Below are 20,796 nucleotides of genomic sequence, written 5' to 3'. Positions count from 1 at the left end.
GCTGAAGCCTGTCGGTGGCGATTGGTGGATGGTCTGTCGTACGGAAAAACCGTTTCAGTTGAAAATATTATACATGCCTTGGCGGCGCGCGGGCCGAAACTGAAGCAAGGCTTTTATCCACAAAGGGGGCAAGAATAAGAAGGCTGAGGACAGAACGCCCATCAGCAAGCGCAAGTCCGGCCTGCGTGGCAGGCAGGGCTGCACCCGAAACGCCATCAGTCTGCGATATCTTGCCTTTCTGCGCATGGGATGCGGTCAGAATGGCCCGCATGACGGGAATGGTCGGTTCGGATTGCTGTTCGGCCGGAGGGGCTGCCTGTCTGTCAAAAGGGGTGGTCCAGGCGAAATGGTGCAGGCGCCGGAGAAGGGTATCGCCGTGGTGGGTGACTTCGAACGACAGAAGGAGGCCTGCCAGCACAAGCAAAAAAACGGCTGCCGTGACCAGCATGTCATGATGCTGCCGGTTCCGCTTTTTGCTGTGAATGCCTATCATCAAAATGCCCAAACTTCCGTTAGAATCGTTGCGAAATCAAATCCTGCATTAAAATTGTCCCGAATCCTCATTAAACATTTGTGCCACGACGAACAAGAAAATACTCGTGTCCGCAATCAGTGAGGCTTTCCGTGCCGTATGGTTGTCTGCTATCGGGAATGGTTGGCAAGATCATCGTTTGAAGCCTGTTTGAACCGGCAAGGCAGAAACCGGGGCAGAAGTGAAATCGAGGCAGAAGTGAAATTGGCCTTCCTATCATCAGTCCGTTCTGTCGCATTTGCGCTGCTGGTGCTGTCCGCTTCCTTCGGCACCTTGTCTGTCGCGCATGCGCAAGGCGAAAAAGCACATGCTGTTCATGAACAGGCCGCAACAAAGGCTGCGTCCGCACAGGCGGAACAGCCACAGACCACTAGCACAGATGAGTTCGTTGCGCCTTCCCTGAATATTGCGCAGCAACAGAAGCCTGTCATCGACGATCTGAAAAAACAGGCAAAAACGCTGGAGGCTCAGCTTGAAAAGGCGGCCGCCAGCGATGAGGCGCTGGCCAATCTCAAGATACAGCTTGATTCCCTGTCCAAGCGGCTGCTCGATGCCGGCGTCACGTTCCGGCCGCGCCTTGCCGAAATCAACAGCCGTCTCGATCAGCTTGGGCCGGCACCGGCCGACAACCAGCCGCCGGAGCCGATCGCCATCGCAGAGGAGCGCGCACGGCTTTTGGCAGAAAAGGCCGAAATCAACGCCATCATCGGTGAGACGGAAAGCACATCGGTTGCCGTCAGTCAGCTGGCAAGCCAGGTGTCCAATCTGCGGCGTGAGCTGTTTACCAAGACCCTATCGCAGCGAGTAAGCATTGACGCGGCGCTTGGGCCGGATGTGGTGGCTGTCGCAAGCGCGCAGATGCAGTCGCTCTGGCGCGTGGTACAATCATGGTGGCGCTTTGTCATTGCCTTCAAGCTCAATTCATTTCTTGCTGCGGCCTTCTTTGCGCTGGCAACGGCGCTGGTGATTCAGTTTGGCGCAAGGCGCCTGTTGGGGGCGATCTATGAACGCGATCCGGCGATTGAAAGGCCGACCTATCTGAGCCGCCTTCTGGTTGCGTTCTGGTCAACGGTCATCCCATCGGCAGCGGTTGCGGCCTTTCTGGCGACAACTTATCTTTTATTGAACTATTTCAATGTTTTGCGAACAGATATTGCCTCTCTGCTGCAATCGCTGTTCTTTGTTCTGGGGCTTGTCTATTTCATTCATCGTCTGGCCTGGGCCACGATCAGCCCCGACATGCCGGCGTGGAAACTCGTGCCGGTTGCGCCCCGTTCGGGACGCATTCTGGCCTGGCTGATCACCGCCACCTCGCTGACGACCGGGCTTGATTCCTTCTTCGGTACCGTCAACCGGATCCTGTCCTCGCCGCTGTCCCTGACAGTGGCCAAAAGCCTGCTTGCGACCGTGATGGTTGGCGTGTTCATTCTGTTGATCGCCTTTCTCAAGCCGATCCAGCGCAATCAGGACGATGCGGTGCGGCCTTGGCCGCATGCGTTCAAGGTGTTCCTGATCTTTCTGGGACTTGCGCCAATCATTACCGGCGTGTCCGGCTATATTGGTCTTGCCCGTTTCATTTCGCAGCAGATCGTGGTGACTGGCGCCTTCCTTGTGACCATGTATCTCGGCTTTCTTACTGGTCGGGCGATTGGTGGGGAACAGGCTTTTGCATCCAGCAAGATTGGCAAGACGCTGCATGCGCGTTTTCATTTTGATGCCACCACGCTGGATCAGTTTGGCCTGCTTGCCGGCATCCTGATCAACCTCGTCGTGGCGATGATCGGCATCCCGCTGGTTCTGATGCAGCTGGGTTTTCAGTGGGCGGAGCTGACCACCGCCTTCTACAGGCTGATGACAGGCTTTCAGATCGGCAGTATTTCGATCTCGCTGATGGGGCTTCTTACCGGGCTTTGCCTGTTTGCCGTGGGCTATCTTCTGACGCGCTGGTTCCAGAACTGGCTTGATAACAGCGTCATGGCGCGCGGACGGGTCGATGCGGGGGTCCGAAACTCCATTCGCACGGTGGTTGGCTATGTGGGGCTGTGCCTTGCAATGCTGGTCGGCATTTCCGCTGCCGGCTTCAATCTTTCCAATCTGGCGCTGATTGCCGGTGGTCTTTCGCTCGGTATCGGTTTCGGCTTGCAGAATATCGTCCAGAATTTTGTCTCTGGCCTCATTCTTCTGGCCGAGCGGCCGTTCAAGGTGGGCGACTGGGTCGAGACCGGCGGTGTCAGCGGTGTGGTCAAGAAAATCAGCGTGCGTGCGACGGAAGTGGAAACCTTCCAGAAACAGTCGATCATCGTGCCGAATTCCAGCCTGATCAACGGCAATGTCGGCAACTGGACGCACAGAAACAAGCTTGGCCGGATCGAGATCACGATTCAGGCAGCCTACACGCCGGAACCACGTCGTCTGCATGCCTTGCTGCTTGATATTGCGCGCGGGCATCCAGCGGTGCTGAAAAATCCGGAGCCATCTGTCGTGCTCAAGGACATGACGGGTTCGCAGCTTGTCTTTGATATGCTGGCCCATGTTGCCGACATTACCTCGACCAGCAGCATCAAGAATGAGCTTCGCTTCCAGATCATCGAGCGTTTCAACGAGGAAGGCTTCTCGCTCACCACGGCTTTGACCAAACTGGTTCTGTCTCCTTCCGAGCTCGACAAGCAGGCCGAGCTGCAGCATGAAGGCCATCAGCATGTGAAGGCAAAGGTGAGGGAGGCAAAGGCTGCCACAGAGCCAAAAGATGATGATGAATGACCTCGATAATCATATTCAGTTCATGTTCAGCTTGTTTCCAGTAAGGATAAATGGTCAATTTGCAGTTCATCGCTGCGTCTGATACGAGAAACAGGAATTCTTCCAGATATAGACAGGTGAGGGTAAGATGATGAGCGAAGGCAAGATGAAAGAAACACAGTGGCTGGGCCTTGGCATCACGTTGATTCTTTGCCTGTTCTCTACCAGTTCCCTTGCTGCCGTGATCATCAATAACGAAAATACTGATCAGATCATCACTGTCACTGAAGGTGCGTCCAAACACGAGATGGTCATTACGGTCGGTGAGCAGACGGATTTCTGCGCGGGCGGATGTTTTGTGATGCTGCCAAATGGTGATCGCGAGGCGCTGACCGGCTCGGAGACAATCATTCTGCAGGATGGCAAGGCAACCATAAAATAGGGCTGGGCTTCTGCTCTGGTCGTTGGTTCATTGTGATGGCATGTGATCGTGGGGAAAACCCGCAGCGACTTCCATGCATTGCAGTCGGGTTTTGTGTTCAAAGCCCCGATAGTCTTTGCCTTGATGAAATTGATCATTACGTTCTGCATGCCCCGAAACCGGTTTCTGCCGGTTGTACGGGGCTTGCAATTTGGGGCGCAATCGGTTAACGACGCGCCTATTCCACACACGGGATTGGGCTTTTGCCGGAAAATCCGGCCTTAGCCTCCGGTGGCGAGCAGTCGCCTCAGCCCGTGGAGGTTCAACCGGAAAAGGAAGATTACGATGGCTTTGCCTGATTTCAATATGCGTCAGCTTCTGGAAGCTGGTGTACACTTCGGTCACCAGACCCACCGCTGGAACCCAAAGATGGCTCCGTACATCTATGGTTCGCGCAACAATATCCACATTCTCGACCTGTCCCAGACCGTTCCGCTGCTGCACAATGCGCTGAAGGTTGTTTCGGACACGGTTGCCCGTGGTGGCCGCGTTCTGTTCGTTGGCACAAAGCGTCAGGCTTCGGACATTGTTGCTGATGCTGCCAACCGTTCGGCTCAGTACTATGTCAATGCACGCTGGCTCGGCGGTATGCTGACCAACTGGAAGACGATTTCCAATTCGATCCAGCGTCTGCGCAAGCTCGATGAAATCTTGGCTGGCGAAGCGCAGGGCTTCACCAAGAAGGAACGTCTGAACCTTGAACGTGAACGCGAAAAGCTGAACCGCGCCCTTGGTGGTATCAAGGACATGGGTGGCGTTCCGGATCTGATGTTCATCATCGATACCAACAAGGAAGCAATTGCCATCCAGGAAGCCAAGCGTCTTGGTATTCCGGTCGTTGCAATCATCGACTCCAACTGCGATCCGGATCAGATCGACTATCCGATCCCGGGCAATGATGATGCTTCGCGCGCTATCGCCCTTTACTGCGATCTCGTTGCTCGCGCAGCACTCGACGGTATTGCACGTCAGCAGGGTGCGCTTGGCATCGATATTGGTGCCCAGGCCGAGGCTCCGGTTGAGCCGGCCCTCGACGCTCCGGCTGAAGGCGCTTGATCCTGATCCATACTGTCCACCCGCTCCGGCGGGTGGAACTGATTTTGTTTCATTCCGGCGCATGAGAGTGATTCCGAAAAGGCGTTCAAGATTTTCGGCTTTATCAACTTTCTTCAGAAAGGCGCTGGTTCAATGTTGGCACACCCATCCGGTGTGCCTTCGCTTTCGTGAAAGGCGACACAATGAGCATTTCCGCATCACAGGTTAAAGAACTCCGCGAACTGACCGGCGCTGGCATGATGGACTGTAAAGCAGCCCTCGCTGAAACCAATGGCGACATTCAGGCTGCAGTTGACTGGCTGCGCGCCAAGGGTATTGCCAAGGCTGAAAAGAAGGCTGGCCGTACGGCTGCTGAAGGTCTGGTTGCCGTTGCATCTTCGGGCAACAAGGCCGTTGTTGTTGAAGTCAACTCCGAAACCGACTTCGTTGCACGCAACGATGCCTTCCAGGATCTGGCCCGCAAGATCGCTGCTGCAGCTCTGACCACCGATGGTTCGACCGAGGCTGTTGCCAATGCCGACATCGAAGGCAAGACCGTTACCCAGGCTGCCAAGGACGCTGTTGCAACCATCGGCGAAAACATCACCTTCCGTCGTTCGGCCGCTCTGTCGGTTCCGCAGGGTGTTGTTGCAACCTATATCCACAATGGCGTTGCCGACGGCCTCGGCAAGATCGGCGTTCTGGTTGGCATTGAAACCGCTGGCGACATTGAAGCTGCCAATGCATTCGGCCGTCAGGTTGCAATGCACGTTGCCGCCATCAACCCGCTGGCGCTGACGGCTGAAGATGTTGACCCGGCTGCTGCTGAACGCGAAAAGGCCATCTTCATTGAGCAGGCTCGCGAATCCGGCAAGCCAGACAACATCATCGAAAAGATGATCGAAGGCCGTATGCGCAAGTTCTATGAAGAAGTCGTTCTTCTGTCGCAGGCATTCGTTGTCAATCCGGATCTGACGGTTGCAGCTGCCCTCAAGGAAGCTGAAAAGGCAATCGGCGCTCCGGCCAAGATCACCGGCTTTGTCCGCATAGCGCTCGGCGAAGGCATCGAGAAGGAAGAAAGCGACTTCGCTGCTGAAGTCGCAGCCGCTGCCAAGGGCTAGTTCATAATTTGGCCTGAAAAGGCGTGTGATTAACCGGGGCATCGCGTGACAACGCGATGCCCTTCGTGTATCCGAACCAGACGAACGCAGAATGTCATTAACGGAGTTTATTCAATGTCCGGCAAGCCCGTGTTTAAACGCATCCTTCTGAAAGCTTCTGGTGAAGCGCTGATGGGCGAACAGGGGTTCGGCATTGATGTTTCGATTGCAGACCGCATCGCCAATGATATCAAACAGGCGCGCGCGCTTGGCGTGGAGGTTGGTGTCGTCATTGGTGGCGGCAATATTTTCCGCGGCGTCGCAGTTGCTTCCAAGGGCGGTGATCGCGTGACAGGCGACCATATGGGCATGCTGGCGACGGTGATCAATTCGCTGGCGCTGCGCACATCGCTGCACAAGATTGGCGTGGATGCGGTTGTACTGTCGGCTATTGCCATGCCCGAAATTTGCGAAAGCTTCTCGCAGCGACAGGCTACCGCCTATATGAATGAAGGCAAGGTCGTCATTTTTGCAGGCGGTACGGGTAATCCGTTCTTCACCACTGATTCGGCTGCTGCTCTGCGTGCGGCTGAAATTGGTGCTGATGCGCTGCTCAAGGGCACGCAGGTCGATGGTATCTATACGGCCGATCCGAAGAAAGACCCAACCGCGACACGGCTTGATCGGCTGACACACAAGGAAGTGCTTGATCGCGGGCTTGCGGTCATGGATACGGCTGCGGTTGCGCTTGCGCGCGAAAACAACATTCCGATAATAGTTTATTCAATTCATGAAAACGGCGGTTTGACCGAAATACTGCAAGGCAAGGGACGCTGCACGATCGTTTCTGACAACTGAACGGTCGCAGTCTTGCTGCGTAGCGAAGGAGAAAATGTATGAGCGATGCTTTTGACATCAACGACCTGAAGCGCCGTATGGAAGGCGCAATCAATGCACTGAAGCATGACCTGGGCGGTTTGCGTACGGGTCGCGCTTCGGCAAGCCTGCTTGAACCGATCACGGTTGAAGCCTATGGCTCGACGATGCCAATCAATCAGGTTGCAAACATTTCCGTGCCTGAGCCGCGCATGCTGTCCGTTACTGTCTGGGACAAGAGCATGGTTGGTGCTGTTGAACGCGCAATCCGTGATTCCGGTCTTGGTCTCAATCCGATCACCGATGGCACGACGCTGCGCATTCCATTGCCGGAACTCAACGAACAGCGCCGCAAGGAACTGGTCAAGATCGCCCATCAATATGCCGAACAGGCGCGCATTGCCGCCCGTCACGTCCGCCGTGATGGCATGGACACGCTGAAAAAGCTCGAAAAGGATGGCGAGATCAGCCAGGATGACAGCCGCAGCCTGTCGGAAAAGGTGCAGAAGCTCACCGACGACACGATTGCGGAAATGGACAAGATCGTAGCCGTCAAGGAAGGCGAAATCATGCAGGTTTAATCCTGCATGACTTCGTGCAAAAAAGGAAATCCGGGATGTCCGATCCGCGCCACATAGCCATCATCATGGATGGCAATGGTCGCTGGGCCAAGGCACGCGGCTTGCCGCGCAGTGCCGGACATCGTGCGGGTGTTGAGGCTGTGCGTGCAGCAGTGCGCGCGGCGGGTGATCGTGGGCTTCAATATCTCACGCTCTATGCTTTTTCTTCTGAAAACTGGTCCAGGCCGAGCGGTGAGGTGAATGATCTGCTCGGTCTTTTGAAGATGTTCATCAGGCGCGATCTTGCCGAGCTGCATCGCAACAATGTATGCGTGCATATTATTGGCGAGCGCGACAGTCTGGCAGATGACCTTCGTGGCCTGCTGCATGAGGCGGAGGCGCTGACCCGTTCCAATACGGGGCTCAACCTCATCATTGCCTTCAATTATGGTGCGCGTGATGAGATTGTGCGCGCGGTCAAGCGTTTGGCGCGTGAGGTGGAACTGGGCCGGCTCAGTCCCGATTCCATTTCTGCCGAGCTGATTGCGGCCAATCTCGATACGGCCGGCATTCCTGATCCCGATCTGATCATTCGCACCAGTGGCGAATTGCGCCTGTCCAATTTCCTGCTGTGGCAGGCAGCCTATACCGAATTCCTGTTTTTGCCGCATCATTGGCCTGATTTCAGTGCGAGGGATATGGATGCGGCCTATGAGGCGTTCCGTCAGCGCGAGCGCCGGTTTGGCGGCGTCAATGCCATTGATGCCAGAGCCGATGATGCGAGCTTTGATGCACAATTTGCTGAGGCAGACAGCAAAGGTGCGATCGTATAATGTCTCGCCGGAATAAAATGTGCTGCAATTTTCATTCCGGATGGATTATGACCGATGTTCGGATCAGCAATGCATTTACGTGTCAGCCCGTTTGAAAGGCCTTGATGTCAAATCTACAGACCCGTATCCTGACTGCCATCGTGCTTGGTGCCTTGACTCTCTGGCTGACCTGGATCGGGGGAGTGGGCTTCACCGTATTTTCCGTGCTGATTGGTTTGGCCATGTTCTATGAATGGCTGAACCTGACCCTACCAAAACAGACCGCATTCTCGAAAATTTTCGGCTGGATCTGGCTGGTGGTGACCGGCCTGCTTCTGGTGCTCAATCAGCCGGCGCTTCTGATTATCGGTTTTCTGCTGCTTGGTTTCCTTATATTGCTGGTTGCGGGCTGGAAGCGTGGGCGGGCCTGGCCTGCTGCGGGGCTGCTTTATTGTGGTGCCTCGGCGGCCTCGCTTGCGCTGTTGCGCGGGGATGAGCCATTTGGCTTTACGGCTATCATCTTCCTGTTTGCAGTGGTGTGGTCGACGGATATTGCCGCTTATTTCAATGGCCGCGCTCTGGGTGGGCCGAAGCTTGCGCCACGTTTTTCACCCAACAAGACCTGGTCGGGTGCCATAGGCGGGGCGGCGGCGGCCGTTGCTGGCGGCATTCTGGTAGCCTCGCTGGTGGTTGAGCCCGGCAACTGGCTCGTTCCTCTACTGGCACTCATTCTCTCCATCGTCTCGCAAATCGGGGATCTCGCCGAATCGTGGGTCAAGCGGCAGTTCGGTGCCAAGGATTCGGGCACATTGCTGCCGGGACATGGCGGTGTGCTTGACCGGGTTGATGGGCTGGTAGCCGCAGCAGTCACACTATACCTGATTGGCGCTATTATCGCAGAGCCGGATGTGCCCTCGGCCATTTTCTTTAGTCTGTGACAGCAGGGTGCTGCGGCGGCCCAGAACCATAGGTGTGACTTTCAAACATCCGCTTGAGAAGCGGATGCCACAAGACGACGGATAGGGAGCGAAAAGGTGCAGGACGTGATATCGAATCTTGTGCAAGGTGGCGGCAGTCTGCTGATCGGAACGATCGTACCTTTTCTCGTTGTTCTGACCGTCGTCGTCTTTGTGCATGAGATGGGTCATTATCTGGTTGGCCGCTGGTGTGGCATTGGTGCGCAGGCTTTTTCCATCGGCTTTGGGCCGGAGCTGATCGGTTTTACCGATCGCCACGGCACACGCTGGAAGCTGTCGGCCATTCCGCTTGGCGGCTATGTCAAATTCATCGGCGATGAAAGCGCCACCAGTTCGCCAGTCGGGGTCAATCATTCCAGGCTGAGCGCTAATGAGCGCAAACGCGCCTTTCACACCCAGCCTGTCTGGAAACGCGCAGCGACGGTGTTCGCCGGACCTGCCTTCAATATCATCCTGACAGTGGTGATCTTCAGCGTGTTCTTTGCGCTTTATGGTCGCGTCATTGCAGATCCGCTGATTTCCGGCGTGCAGCCAGACAGTCCGGCGCAGGAGGCTGGCTTCAGGCCGGGCGACCGTTTTGTCAGTGTGGATGGCGAAAAGATCGATACTTTTGCCGATGTACAGCGGATTGTTTCCGGGCGCAGCGGTGATGTGCTGAACTTTACCGTTGAACGTGACGGTAAGCTTGTCGAGCTGCAGGCAACACCCAAGCTTGTCGAGCGCACGGATGCGTTGGGCAATACGATCAGGATTGGCGTGATCGGTGTCGAAACTTCGCAGGAAGTCGCCAATTTCAGACACATTGAATATGGCCCACTCGAATCGGTTCGTCAGGCGTTGATCGAGACCGGTCACATCATTGTGCGCACCGGCGCGTTCTTCAAACGGCTGGCCATGGGGCGCGAGGACAAGTGCCAGCTGGGGGGGCCTGTCAAGATTGCCAACATGGCCGGCAAGGCCGCAAGTCACGGCATCAGCTGGCTGGTACAACTAACGGCTATGTTGTCGATTGGCATCGGATTACTCAATCTGTTCCCATTGCCGCCGCTCGATGGTGGGCATCTGTTGTTCTATCTTGTCGAGGCAATCAAGGGCGGTCCGGTATCCGCGGGAGCGCAGGAATGGTTTTACAAGTTCGGATTCATTCTTGTCATGGGATTCATGAGCTTCGTGCTTTTCAACGACCTGTTTGCCTGCTAGATCTGAATAGACTGTGAGGGGAGAGCTGAATCAGCTTGTCTGTTTCTGCGGCCATGATGGCAATGAGATATGGTGCTCATGGCCGTACGGCATTAATGCTTTGGAAACTGGAGATGAGACTTAGGAAAAGTGAAGCATTCTGTTTACCATAACTGTCAAATCGCGTGGCGCAGATGTCACGCTCGCAGCCTTAAGTAAACAGAAATTAACACCTATGCTTGCTTGTATGGAAAAACCCGTTATGACGGTTTTAATCCATACGTGCTTTTCTGGGGAAATCGTCCCGGGGATAGAATGAAACGAAGGTTCGGAAAGCCTATGACGGCAAGTTCTAAGTTTTTTGGCGCCGCATCTGCGCTCGCCATGTCGGTCGCGCTTGTAACTTCGGGTACGGTAGCGGTATCGCTGGCGACGGTTAATGCTGCGTCAGCTGCTGTTGTCAGTCGTATCGAGATTCGTGGCAATGCGCGCGTTGATGCGCAGACGATCCGCGACAATCTTGATATTCGCCCCGGCAAGCCATTCACGAATGCTGATATCGATGCCGCGGTGAAGCGTCTTTACGCCATGGGGCTGTTCTCTGACGTTCGTATTCATCAGTCTGGTGGTACGCTGATCGTCAATGTTGATGAACGCTCGGTCGTCAACAATGTCCTGTTCCAGGGCAACAAGAAGATCAAGGATCCGGATCTGGAGCGTACCGTTCAGCTGAAACCGCGCTCGGCCTTCGATACGGCGACGCTGGAATCAGACAAGGAAGCCATCAAGGCCGCCTATGCACGTATTGGCCGCAGTGACGCCACTGTGAATGCGCGCACGGTTGACCTTGGTCAGGGGCGCGTCAATGTTGTCTTTGAGATCAATGAAGGTTCGCGTACCAAGATCGAGGATATCATCTTTGTTGGCAATCAGGCTTTCAGTGGCCGCCGTCTGCGTGATGTGATCTCGACCAAGCGCTCGAACCCGCTGTCGTGGCTCACCCGCAATGACGTTTATGATGAGGCGCGTCTGCAGGCTGACGAGGAAGCGCTGCGCCGCTTCTATTACAACCGTGGCTATGCTGACTTCCGCGTTCTGTCTTCGGATGCGGTGCTTGATCCGGCGACGAACAAATACACCATCACCATCACGGTGGATGAAGGTCAGCGCTATACCTTTGGTGACATTTCGGTTGAATCGACGGTTGATGGTGTTGATACGGATCGTCTGGCCGCTCTGGTCAAGACGCGCACGGGTCATGCCTACAGTGCCAAGGAAATCGAAGATTCGGTTCTGGCCATTACTGAAAATGTTGCCGGTAATGGCTATGCCTTCGCCAGGGTTGAGCCGCGCGGTAACCGCGATTTCGAAAACCACACCATTTCGGTCGTTTATAGTGTCGATCAGGGTCCACGCGCCTATATTCAGCGCATCGAGATCCGCGGTAATGACAAGACGCGTGACTATGTCATCCGTCGTGAATTTGACGTGAATGAAGGTGATGCCTTCAACCAGACCCTGGTCCAGCGCGCAAAGCGTCGTCTGGAGGCTTTGAACTTCTTCCAGAGTGTCAATATATCGACGGCTCCGGGAGCGGAGCCGGATCAGGTCATTCTGATTGTTGATGTGGTTGAAAAGTCGACGGGTGAATTCTCGATCGGCGCCGGTTATGCAACCGGTGGCGAGTCGCCTGGCGCCCAGATTGAAGCTTCGATCACCGAGCGCAACTTCCTCGGCCGTGGTCAGTATCTGCGCATCAGTGCGGGTGGTGGTCAGGATCATGCCCGTAACTACAGCCTGTCGTTCACGGAGCCATATTTCCTGGGTTATCGCGTCTCAGCCGGCTTTGACGTCTATCGCCGTACCTATCGCGTCAACAGCGACTATGATGTCGAACAGACTGGTGGCACGATCCGCTTTGGTCTGCCGATCACCGACAATTTCTCGCTTGGTCTGGCTTACAATCTCGTTCAGGAAAAGTACGACCTGTTCGAGAGCAAGGATCCGGACTACTATGCGCCGGCTCTGCTTGAGGCTGCTGAAAACAGCCCGTGGCTGCGTTCGTCGGTCAGCTATTCGCTTACCTACAACAGCATTGACGACATGAATAACCCGCATGACGGCATCTATGCCAAGTTCCTGCAGGAATTCGCTGGTCTCGGTGGGGATGCGAAGTACATCAAGACCACCTTCAAGGGTACCTATTACCAGACCCTCATGCAGGAAGCTGACATTGTCGGTATGCTGGGTATTGGTGGCGGTTATATCCATGAATTTGGTGATGACGGTGCGCGTATCTTCGACCTGTTCAAGAACAACTCCGACATCATCCGTGGCTTCCGCTTCAACGGTATTGGCCCATATCAGGATTCGGCTAGTGGCAAGCGCTATTGGCTGGGTGGTACCACCTATTTCAATGCAACGGCGGAAGTTCAGTTCCCGATGCCACTCCTGCCTGAAAGCCTTGGTGTGCGTGGTGCGCTGTTTGCCGATGCGGCAACGCTCTATGGTAACCGTTCTGAACTTGGTGGCCAGCCGGTTGAAGGTGACGATGCCAAGCTGCGCGCTTCGGTTGGCGTCAGCCTGATGTGGGCTTCGCCATTCGGTCCGCTGCGCTTCGACTATGCAATCCCGGTTGCAAAGGCTGACAGCGATCGTGTTCAGAACTTCAACTTCGGTGTTTCGACCAAGTTCTGATAGATTTGCCTTTTCCCGGGGGTAATACCCCGGGAAAGAAAGTGTATTGATGGCAGATCCTCTCTTTTTTACGCCGTCGCGAGAGATAACGATAGGCGATATTGCTGATTTTACTGGTGCTAAACTTCTGAACCGAAGTTTGGCATCGCGTTCTGTTATCCGATTGGCATCTATTAACGATGCGAGTGCGGATTCCCTGATCTTTGTTGATGGCCGAAAAAATGCCGAGTCGCTTGCGGGCGTGAAGGCGGCTGGCGTTCTATGTCCGGAATCGGTTGCCGATACTGTACCCTTCGATATAGCAGTGCTGGTTTCAGCCAATCCGCAACGGGATTTTGCCTCCATTGGACGATTGCTGTTTCCGTCTTCCGTGCGCCCGAAAAGCTGGCTTGGCGAAACAGGTATTTCGGATGGCGCGATCATTCATCCAAGTGCAGTCATTGAAGAGGGGGCAACCGTCGAGGCGGGGGCCGTCATTGGCAAGGGCGTTACGATCGGATCTGGCACATTGGTTGCCGCAACGGCGGTCATTGGTGAGAATTGCCAGATCGGCCGCGACAGCTATATTGCGCCGGGCGTTTCCATTCAGTGTGCTTTCATCGGCAATCGTGTCTCGCTGCATCCGGGCGTGCGCATTGGGCAGGATGGATTCGGCTATGTTCCAGGGCCAGCCGGGCTTGAAAAAATGCCGCAGCTTGGACGTGTCATCATTCAGGATGATGTCGAGATTGGCGCCAATACGACGATTGATCGCGGCGCGCTGAGCGACACGGTGATTGGCGAAGGTACGAAGATCGATAATCTGGTTCAGATCGCCCATAATGTCCGCATCGGCCGGTTCTGTGTCATTGCCGCCCATTGTGGCATTTCCGGCAGCTGTGTGATTGGGGACCAGACCATGCTGGGTGGCCGTGTTGGTCTTGCCGATCATCTCAATATTGGTTCGCGTGTGCAGGTGGCTGCTGCGTCCGGTGTCATGAACGATATCCCGGATGGAGAACGCTGGGGCGGAATTCCGGCACGGCCCATAAAGCAATGGTTCCGCGATATTGCGAATATTCGCAGCATCGGGAAGTCGAGAAAGGAGCAATCCTCAGATGAGTGAAATCCATCCAGAGAAGTTGGAAGCGGCAGATATTCAGGCACTTCTGCGCGCGCTGCCGCATCGCTATCCGTTTCTGCTTATTGACCGTATTGTCGATATCAATGGTGATCAGTCTGCGACCGGCATCAAGAATGTCTCGATCAATGAACCGCATTTTACCGGTCATTTTCCGAGCCGGCCGATCATGCCGGGTGTTCTGATCATCGAGGCCATGGCGCAGACGGCAGGTGCCATCACTGTGCTGAATTCGGGCGAGGGTGCGCCACCACTGGTTTATTTCATGACCATCGACAAGGCGAAGTTCCGTCGTCCTGTCGTGCCGGGCGATCAACTCAAACTTCGCGTGAACAAGTTGAAACAGCGCGGAAACATCTCCAAATATGCTTGCATCGGCGAAGTGGATGGTCACAAGGTTGCTGAAGCCGAGATTTCAGCCATGGTAGGCGGATCAGAATAAGTATATCACGGATGATGGTCATATATCATTCCTGATATGCGTGAAGACTAATCGTTAGGGCGCCGACGGAACGAGCAGCTCTAGAGGGCATAAGCGAAATGCGCGAGACTTTTATTCACCCGACTGCCTTGGTTGAGCCAGGCGCAGAGCTGGGGCAGGGTGTGTCAGTTGGCCCGTTCTGCCATATTCAGGCCGGAGCGGTCATCGGAGATAATTCCGAATTGATGAGCCACGTGGTCGTCACTGACGCGGCGCGTATTGGTGCAGGTGCCAAGATCTATCCCCATGCCATTCTTGGCTGTGATCCGCAGAATGGCAAGCATAAGGGTGGCCCGACCACGCTGAATGTTGGCATCAATTGCCAGATCCGCGAAGGTGTTACCATGCATCGCGGTTCCGACAACAGCCGCGGCTATACCAGCATTGGCGATAATTGCCAGTTTCTGGCCTATTCGCATGTTGCGCACGACTGCGACGTGGGCAACAATGTCACCTTCGCCAATAATGTGATGGTTGGTGGCCATACGGTGATTGGCGATTATGCCATTCTTGGTGGCGGTGCGGCAGTGCATCAGTTCGTCCGCGTTGGCCATCATGCCTTTGTTGGCGGTATGGCGGCACTGGCTCATGACCTCATTCCTTATGGCAGCGCCATTGGGGTGCACGCCTATCTTGGTGGTCTCAACATTATCGGCATGAAACGTTCGGGCATGAAGCGCAGCGATATTCATGATGTGCGCCATGCGGTGCACATGCTGTTCGACCGCACCAAGCCGATCCGTGAACGGGCGAAAGACGTTCTGGAAAAAATGCCGCATTCGCCGATTGTCGCGGATCTGATCGCCTTTGTTCAGACGGGCAACAAGCGCGCCTTCTGTACCCCACCCCTGGGTGCTACCATTGGCGGGGCATGGGATGACGACGAAGACGAATGATCGCGTCACAGGCGTAAACGCCAGGGATCGCATTGCGATCATAGCCGGGAACGGATTGCTGCCGATCAGTGTCGCGGCGGCGCTAAAGGCGGATGGAAATCCGCCTTTCCTGTTACCGCTGCGCGGTGAGGCTGCGGCGGAATTATATGGTTATGAACATCAGGAAATCTCGACGGTTGACTTTGGTGTGCTGATCAAGGTGTTACGTCAGGCCGGCGTCAGGCGCGTGGTATTGGCGGGCGGTGTCAAAAATCGTCCACATCTCACGGATATCAAGTTCAACTGGCCGACGCTTTGTGCTGCGGCCTATATGTTCGGGGCACTTGGCAAGGGTGATGATGCGCTTTTGCGTGCCTTCATGCGCCTGCTTGAGCGTTTTGGCTTTTCGCTTGTTGGTGCGCATGAGATCGTACCGCATTTGCTGGCACCAAGACCCGGTACACGGCTTACCTTGGCTGTGCCCGACCGGCAGGCGTGCGAGGATATTACCCTTGCCAAGGAGGCGGCCTTGCGGCTTGGTGATCTGGACATCGGGCAGGGGGCGATAGCGGCTGGCGGGCGCGTTATTGCGCTTGAGGGGGCGGAAGGTACCGATCTCATGATCGAGCGTGTGGTTGAGCTGCGCGCTGCGGGGCGCATACCGCGTCGCGGCGGGGTGCTTGTCAAAATGGCCAAGCCGCAGCAAGATGAGCGCGCCGACCTGCCTGCCATTGGCGTGCAGACGGTGGAAAATGCCGCACGTGCGGGCCTGTCTGGCATTGCCGTGGAAGGACAGCGTTCTTTCATTCTCGGGCTTGCCGAAACAATCGCAAAGGCGAATGAAAAGGGCCTGTTCATTACAGTAGTGGGGCGGAAAGCAAAGGACATAGTGGAGTGACAGACGCCAATCGCCGTCCGCTGAAGCTGGCCGTGGTCGCGGGCGAAGAATCCGGCGACCTGCTTGGCGCTGATCTGGTGGATGCCTTGCGCGACATGACCGATCGCCCGGTAGAGCTGGTCGGCGTAGGGGGCGAACATCTGGTAGCGCGCGGTCTTGACAGCCTGTTTGATCCGCATGAGATTGCACTGATTGGTCTTGGGGCTATCCTGAAGAAACTGCCGCGTCTGATCATGCGTATTCGCGAAACGGCAAAGACGATTGTAGCCGCCAGGCCGGACTGCGTCTTGTTGATCGACAGTCCTGATTTTACCCACAGGGTTGCTGCAAGAATCCGCAAGTCTGATCCATCCATTCCGATCGTCAAATATATCGCGCCCAGTGTCTGGGCATGGCGGCCAGAGCGTGCGCCGGCCATGCGCACCTATATTGACCATGTGTTGACGGTGCTGCCGTTTGAAACGGCCGTCATGGAACGGTTAAAGGGCCCGGAATCGACCTATGTTGGCCACAGGCTGACGCGCTACCCGCCGCTAGTGCAAACGCGCGCGAAACAGCTTGCGCGCGAAGCAGAGCGCGAAGTGGGCGGCCGGAAAACCTTGCTGGTTTTGCCCGGATCGCGGCGCAGCGAAGTGCAATCGCTGATGGCGCCCTTTGGCGATGCGATTGCGGAACTGTCTGCCCGGGTAAGCGAGCTGGAAGTCATTCTGCCGACATTGCCACGCATTGAAGCCATGGTGCGTGACCTGTCAAAAAACTGGCCGGTCAAGCCGGTCATCGTGGTCGGCGAGGAAGCAAAATGGCAGGCCTTCGCCAAGGCGGATGCAGCCTTGGCTGCCTCTGGCACCGTGTCGCTGGAACTTGCCCTGTCGCGTATTCCGACAGTGCTGTGTTATATGCCGGACTGGTTTGCCCGCAAGTTTCTTGTGCCGAGAATTACGATCTGGAGTGCGGCACTGCCCAACATCATCGCCGACCAGCCGGTGGTGCCTGAATATTTCAATGAATTTGTGCGGCCGGGCAAGCTTGCCCGTTATCTTGAGCGGCTGATGCAACCGGGCAGCGCCAGACAGGCGCAGCTTGATGGTTTCGACCGAATCGAAACCATCATGGAGACCGACCAGCCGTCCGGCATCATCGGCGCTTCGGTGGTGCTTCGTCTTGCTGAACATGCTCGCCCTGTCATGGGCAGAACGTGATTGGAAACTGATTCAAGAAAATCTGCAAACTGTTGTTCCGAGAGGCTTGTCTCGCTCTGTCCGACATTGTGGGCATGGCTGAAGCCACCGTTTGGGGACAAAATAAAGGCCGGCAGTTTCCCGCCGGCCTTTTTGATTTCAAGCAGTACGCTTACTTGCGCTTCGAGATCGGAACATAGTCGCGTTCGCTAGCCCCGGTGTAGAGCTGGCGCGGACGGCCGATCTTCTGCTGCGGATCTTCGATCATTTCCTTCCACTGTGCGACCCAGCCAACGGTACGGGCAAGCGCGAACAGAACCGTGAACATTTCGGTCGGGAAGCCAAGCGCCTTCAGCGTGATGCCCGAATAGAAGTCGATATTCGGATAGAGCTTCTTTTCGATGAAATAGTCGTCTGTCAGGGCGATCTTTTCGAGCTCCATTGCAACGTCGAGCAGCGGATCGTCCTTGATACCAAGTTCGGCGAGAACCTCATGGCAGGTCTTCTGCATGATCTTGGCGCGCGGATCATAGTTTTTGTAAACGCGATGACCGAAGCCCATCAGACGGAACGGATCGTTCTTGTCCTTGGCGCGGGCAATATATTCAGGAATGCGGTCAACCGTGCCGATTTCAGTGAGCATGTTGAGCGCTGCTTCGTTTGCACCACCATGGGCCGGGCCCCACAGGCAGGCAACGCCAGCCGCAATACATGCAAACGGGTTTGCGCCCGAAGAGCCAGCCAGACGAACAGTCGAGGTCGAGGCGTTCTGCTCATGGTCGGCATGCAGAATGAAGATGCGATCCATGGCGCGGGCGAGAACCGGGTTGACCTTGTATTCCTCGCATGGAACGGCAAAGCACATGTGCAGGAAGTTCGACGCGAAATCGAGGTCGTTCTTCGGATACATGAAAGGCTGGCCGATGTGGTACTTGTAGGCCATGGCAGCCAGCGTCGGCACCTTGGCGATCAGGCGGATCGAAGCGACCATGCGCTGATGCGGGTCGGTGATATCGGTCGAGTCGTGATAGAAGGCCGACAGGGCACCGACACAGCCAACCATGACAGCCATCGGGTGAGCATCACGACGGAAGCCGGTGAAGAACTTCGTCATCTGCTCATGGATCATGGTGTGTCGGGTGACACGCTCATCGAAATCTGCCTTCTGAGCGGCCGTTGGCAGTTCACCGTAAAGCAGCAGGTAGCAGGTTTCGAGAAAGTCGCCATGCTCGGCAAGCTGGTCAATTGGATAACCGCGGTACAGCAGAACGCCTTCATCACCATCAATATAGGTGATCTTGGATTCACAGGATGCCGTCGAAGTGAAACCAGGATCGTAGGTGAAAACCTTTGCATTCTTGTAGAGCGGGCCAATATCAACGACATCCGGACCGACGGTGCCTTTTCGCACAGGGAGTTCGAAAGTCTTGCCGTCGAGGGTAAAGCTGGCTGTCCGTTCTGACATCGTTTTTCCTTTCGTATCCTTCTCGCCGTTGGGTACGGCTTATATCTAATCGCCTGTTTTTTCCTGTAGTAATATTCTTGAATTCAGGCTCCAGATAGCAACAGGAACCCCCCATTCCTATAAAATGCTACAGAATTTAAACGCCAAACTATCCAAAACCGTACATGATGCAATGCACAATTTGGCCTAAATTCAAACCTTCCGTCACGCCTTCGTGAAAACCGGCATATTAAACGATTTGATCGCGTATACGGCCCAAAGATTCTTCGCGGCCAAGCACGGCAAGCACATCGAAGACGCCCGGAGAAGTGGCGCGTCCTGTTAATGCGGCACGCAAGGGTTGCGCAATCTTGCCAAGTTTCAGGCCGGACTTTTCGGCAAAGGCGCGCACGATGGCGTCAAGTGATTCACTTGTCCATTCCTGGGCGGCCTCAAGTTCTGGCAGGATGGATTTCAGCACGGCGCGGCCTTCATCATTCAGCAGGCTGGCCGCTTTTTCATCCAGTGCAAGCGGACGTTTGGCAAAGATGAATTTTGCACCATCGGCCAGTTCAACCAGCGTCTTGGCGCGTTCTTTCAGGCCCGGCATGGCGGCAAGAAGCTGTTCTGTGCCCTTTTCTTTGATTGCAGCCAGAAGATCGGTGCCGTCTTCAATTTCCGGCAGGACTGAAATCAACGCATCCAGAAGTTCCCTGTCGCTGCTGGCGCGCATATAGACGCCATTGATGGCCTCCAGTTTCTGGAAGTCGAAACGGGCAGCCCCTTTGTTGATGTCCTTTACGTCGAACCATTCAATCATCTGTTCGGTCGACATGATTTCATCATCGCCATGGCTCCAGCCAAGGCGCACCAGATAGTTGCGCAGGGCAGCCGGCAGATAGCCCATGGCACGATAGGCATCGACGCCCAATGCGCCATGACGCTTGGACAGCTTTGCGCCATCAGCGCCATGGATCAGAGGAATATGTGCCATCTGCGGCACATCCCATCCCATGGCCTTGTAGATGATGGTCTGGCGGGCTGCATTGGTCAGGTGGTCATCGCCGCGAATGATATGGGTGACCCCCATGTCATGGTCGTCCACGACGACGGCATGCATATAGGTCGGTGTACCATCCGAGCGCAGGATGATAAAATCGTCCAGATCCTTGTTCGGGAAACGCACTTCGCCCTGAACGGCATCATGAACGACGGTTTCGCCTTCGCGTGGTGCCTTGATGCGGATAACAGGCTTGACGCCCGCAGGGGCCTCTGCTGGATCACGGTCGCGCCAGCGGCCGTCATAGCGTGGCGGACGGCCTTCAGCGCGGGCCTTTTCGCGCATTTCTTCCAGCTCTTCCGGTGTGGCATAGCAATAATAAGCCTGACCGCGGGCGACCAGCTCTTCGGCCACTTCACGATGACGCGGAGCGCGTTCAAACTGTGAAATTGCTTCGCCATCCCAGTCAAGGCCAAGCCAGGTCAGGCCATCAAGAATGGCTGCGGTTGCGGCTTCCGTGGAACGCTCACGATCGGTGTCTTCAATGCGCAGCAGCATCTTGCCGCCGCAATGCTTGGCGTAAAGCCAGTTGAACAGCGCAGTGCGCGCACCGCCAATATGAAGAAATCCCGTGGGCGAAGGGGCAAAACGGGTGATAACCGGTTTCGACATGATAGCTCCACTATGCCGCGCGCCGCCGTCAATCAGCAGGCTTGAGGCGCGTTCGAAAAGATGAATCCCGTCAGTTGATTCCGGCGGGAAGACGTTGCATCGGGGAAAGCACAGGTTGGCGGTTCACCAACATGCAATTC

The 20,796-nt window shown here is 55.6% G+C and carries 18 protein-coding genes; 15 read left to right on the top strand and 3 right to left on the bottom strand.

Annotated elements, in window-relative coordinates; genetic code table 11:
* Nucleotides 1–67: 67 nt before the first annotated feature.
* Nucleotides 68–448: a hypothetical protein gene (locus ACFO1V_RS08670; RefSeq protein WP_374829378.1), complete on the bottom strand. Its 381-nt coding sequence runs from the start codon at nt 446–448 to the stop codon at nt 68–70.
* A gap of 288 nt (nt 449–736) precedes the next feature.
* Here ACFO1V_RS08670 and ACFO1V_RS08665 point away from each other — a divergent pair, with 288 nt between their 5' ends.
* From ACFO1V_RS08665 to lpxB, 15 genes are all read left to right on the top strand, one after another.
* On the top strand, nt 737–3,292 hold the full coding sequence (locus ACFO1V_RS08665; RefSeq protein WP_374829666.1) for a mechanosensitive ion channel domain-containing protein: 2,556 nt from the start codon (nt 737–739) through the stop codon (nt 3,290–3,292).
* Between the two features lie 130 nt (nt 3,293–3,422).
* Complete coding sequence (locus tag ACFO1V_RS08660; RefSeq protein WP_374829380.1) at nt 3,423–3,713, top strand: hypothetical protein; 291 nt, start codon at nt 3,423–3,425, stop codon at nt 3,711–3,713.
* A gap of 324 nt (nt 3,714–4,037) precedes the next feature.
* A complete protein-coding gene (gene rpsB, locus ACFO1V_RS08655; RefSeq protein WP_374829382.1) occupies nt 4,038–4,808 on the top strand; it encodes a 30S ribosomal protein S2 in 771 nt (256 codons plus the stop codon).
* A 182-nt stretch (nt 4,809–4,990) separates the two neighbouring features.
* Nucleotides 4,991–5,908, top strand: coding sequence for a translation elongation factor Ts (gene tsf / locus ACFO1V_RS08650; RefSeq protein WP_374829384.1), 918 nt, complete (start codon nt 4,991–4,993; stop codon nt 5,906–5,908).
* A 114-nt stretch (nt 5,909–6,022) separates the two neighbouring features.
* Nucleotides 6,023–6,745 carry a UMP kinase gene (gene pyrH / locus ACFO1V_RS08645; protein WP_374829386.1) on the top strand — a complete coding sequence of 241 codons (723 nt, stop codon included), beginning with the start codon at nt 6,023–6,025 and terminating at the stop codon, nt 6,743–6,745.
* Between the two features lie 38 nt (nt 6,746–6,783).
* Nucleotides 6,784–7,344 (top strand): ribosome recycling factor, encoded by a 561-nt coding sequence (gene frr / locus ACFO1V_RS08640; protein WP_374829388.1) that lies wholly within the window; start codon nt 6,784–6,786, stop codon nt 7,342–7,344.
* A 14-nt stretch (nt 7,345–7,358) separates the two neighbouring features.
* Nucleotides 7,359–8,156 (top strand): isoprenyl transferase, encoded by a 798-nt coding sequence (locus ACFO1V_RS08635; RefSeq protein WP_374829390.1) that lies wholly within the window; start codon nt 7,359–7,361, stop codon nt 8,154–8,156.
* A gap of 104 nt (nt 8,157–8,260) precedes the next feature.
* Nucleotides 8,261–9,073, top strand: coding sequence for a phosphatidate cytidylyltransferase (locus ACFO1V_RS08630; protein WP_374829392.1), 813 nt, complete (start codon nt 8,261–8,263; stop codon nt 9,071–9,073).
* Between the two features lie 105 nt (nt 9,074–9,178).
* Nucleotides 9,179–10,312, top strand: a complete 1,134-nt coding sequence (gene rseP, locus ACFO1V_RS08625; RefSeq protein WP_374829394.1) for an RIP metalloprotease RseP — start codon at nt 9,179–9,181, stop codon at nt 10,310–10,312.
* 318 nt (nt 10,313–10,630) lie between these two features.
* Complete coding sequence (gene bamA, locus ACFO1V_RS08620; protein ID WP_374829396.1) at nt 10,631–12,988, top strand: outer membrane protein assembly factor BamA; 2,358 nt, start codon at nt 10,631–10,633, stop codon at nt 12,986–12,988.
* Between the two features lie 49 nt (nt 12,989–13,037).
* Complete coding sequence (gene lpxD, locus ACFO1V_RS08615; protein WP_374829398.1) at nt 13,038–14,093, top strand: UDP-3-O-(3-hydroxymyristoyl)glucosamine N-acyltransferase; 1,056 nt, start codon at nt 13,038–13,040, stop codon at nt 14,091–14,093.
* Nucleotides 14,086–14,550: a 3-hydroxyacyl-ACP dehydratase FabZ gene (gene fabZ / locus ACFO1V_RS08610; RefSeq protein ID WP_374829400.1), complete on the top strand. Its 465-nt coding sequence runs from the start codon at nt 14,086–14,088 to the stop codon at nt 14,548–14,550. Before lpxD ends, fabZ begins: the two co-directional genes overlap by 8 nt.
* A 98-nt stretch (nt 14,551–14,648) precedes the next feature.
* A complete protein-coding gene (lpxA, locus tag ACFO1V_RS08605) occupies nt 14,649–15,485 on the top strand; it encodes an acyl-ACP--UDP-N-acetylglucosamine O-acyltransferase (RefSeq protein ID WP_374829402.1) in 837 nt (278 codons plus the stop codon).
* Nucleotides 15,466–16,362, top strand: coding sequence for an LpxI family protein (locus ACFO1V_RS08600; RefSeq protein WP_374829404.1), 897 nt, complete (start codon nt 15,466–15,468; stop codon nt 16,360–16,362). Before lpxA ends, ACFO1V_RS08600 begins: the two co-directional genes overlap by 20 nt.
* Nucleotides 16,359–17,561: a lipid-A-disaccharide synthase gene (gene lpxB / locus ACFO1V_RS08595; protein ID WP_374829406.1), complete on the top strand. Its 1,203-nt coding sequence runs from the start codon at nt 16,359–16,361 to the stop codon at nt 17,559–17,561. The genes ACFO1V_RS08600 and lpxB overlap by 4 nt, the downstream gene beginning before the upstream one ends.
* A 151-nt stretch (nt 17,562–17,712) precedes the next feature.
* On the opposite strand, the gene gltA is transcribed toward lpxB, so the two are convergent.
* On the bottom strand, nt 17,713–19,005 hold the full coding sequence (gene gltA, locus ACFO1V_RS08590; RefSeq protein WP_374829408.1) for a citrate synthase: 1,293 nt from the start codon (nt 19,003–19,005) through the stop codon (nt 17,713–17,715).
* Nucleotides 19,006–19,234: 229 nt separating this feature from the next.
* The gene (gene gltX, locus ACFO1V_RS08585) at nt 19,235–20,656 is read right to left on the bottom strand and encodes a glutamate--tRNA ligase (RefSeq protein WP_374829410.1); all 1,422 of its coding nucleotides are present in this window, start codon (nt 20,654–20,656) and stop codon (nt 19,235–19,237) included.
* Nucleotides 20,657–20,796: the final 140 nt, after the last annotated feature.

It is taken from the genome of Daeguia caeni (assembly GCF_042653845.1).
Lineage (GTDB): Bacteria > Pseudomonadota > Alphaproteobacteria > Rhizobiales > Rhizobiaceae > Brucella > Brucella caeni.
The sequence above is the reverse complement of the archived record's forward strand: the minus strand, read 5'-3'. Positions and strand labels throughout refer to the sequence as shown.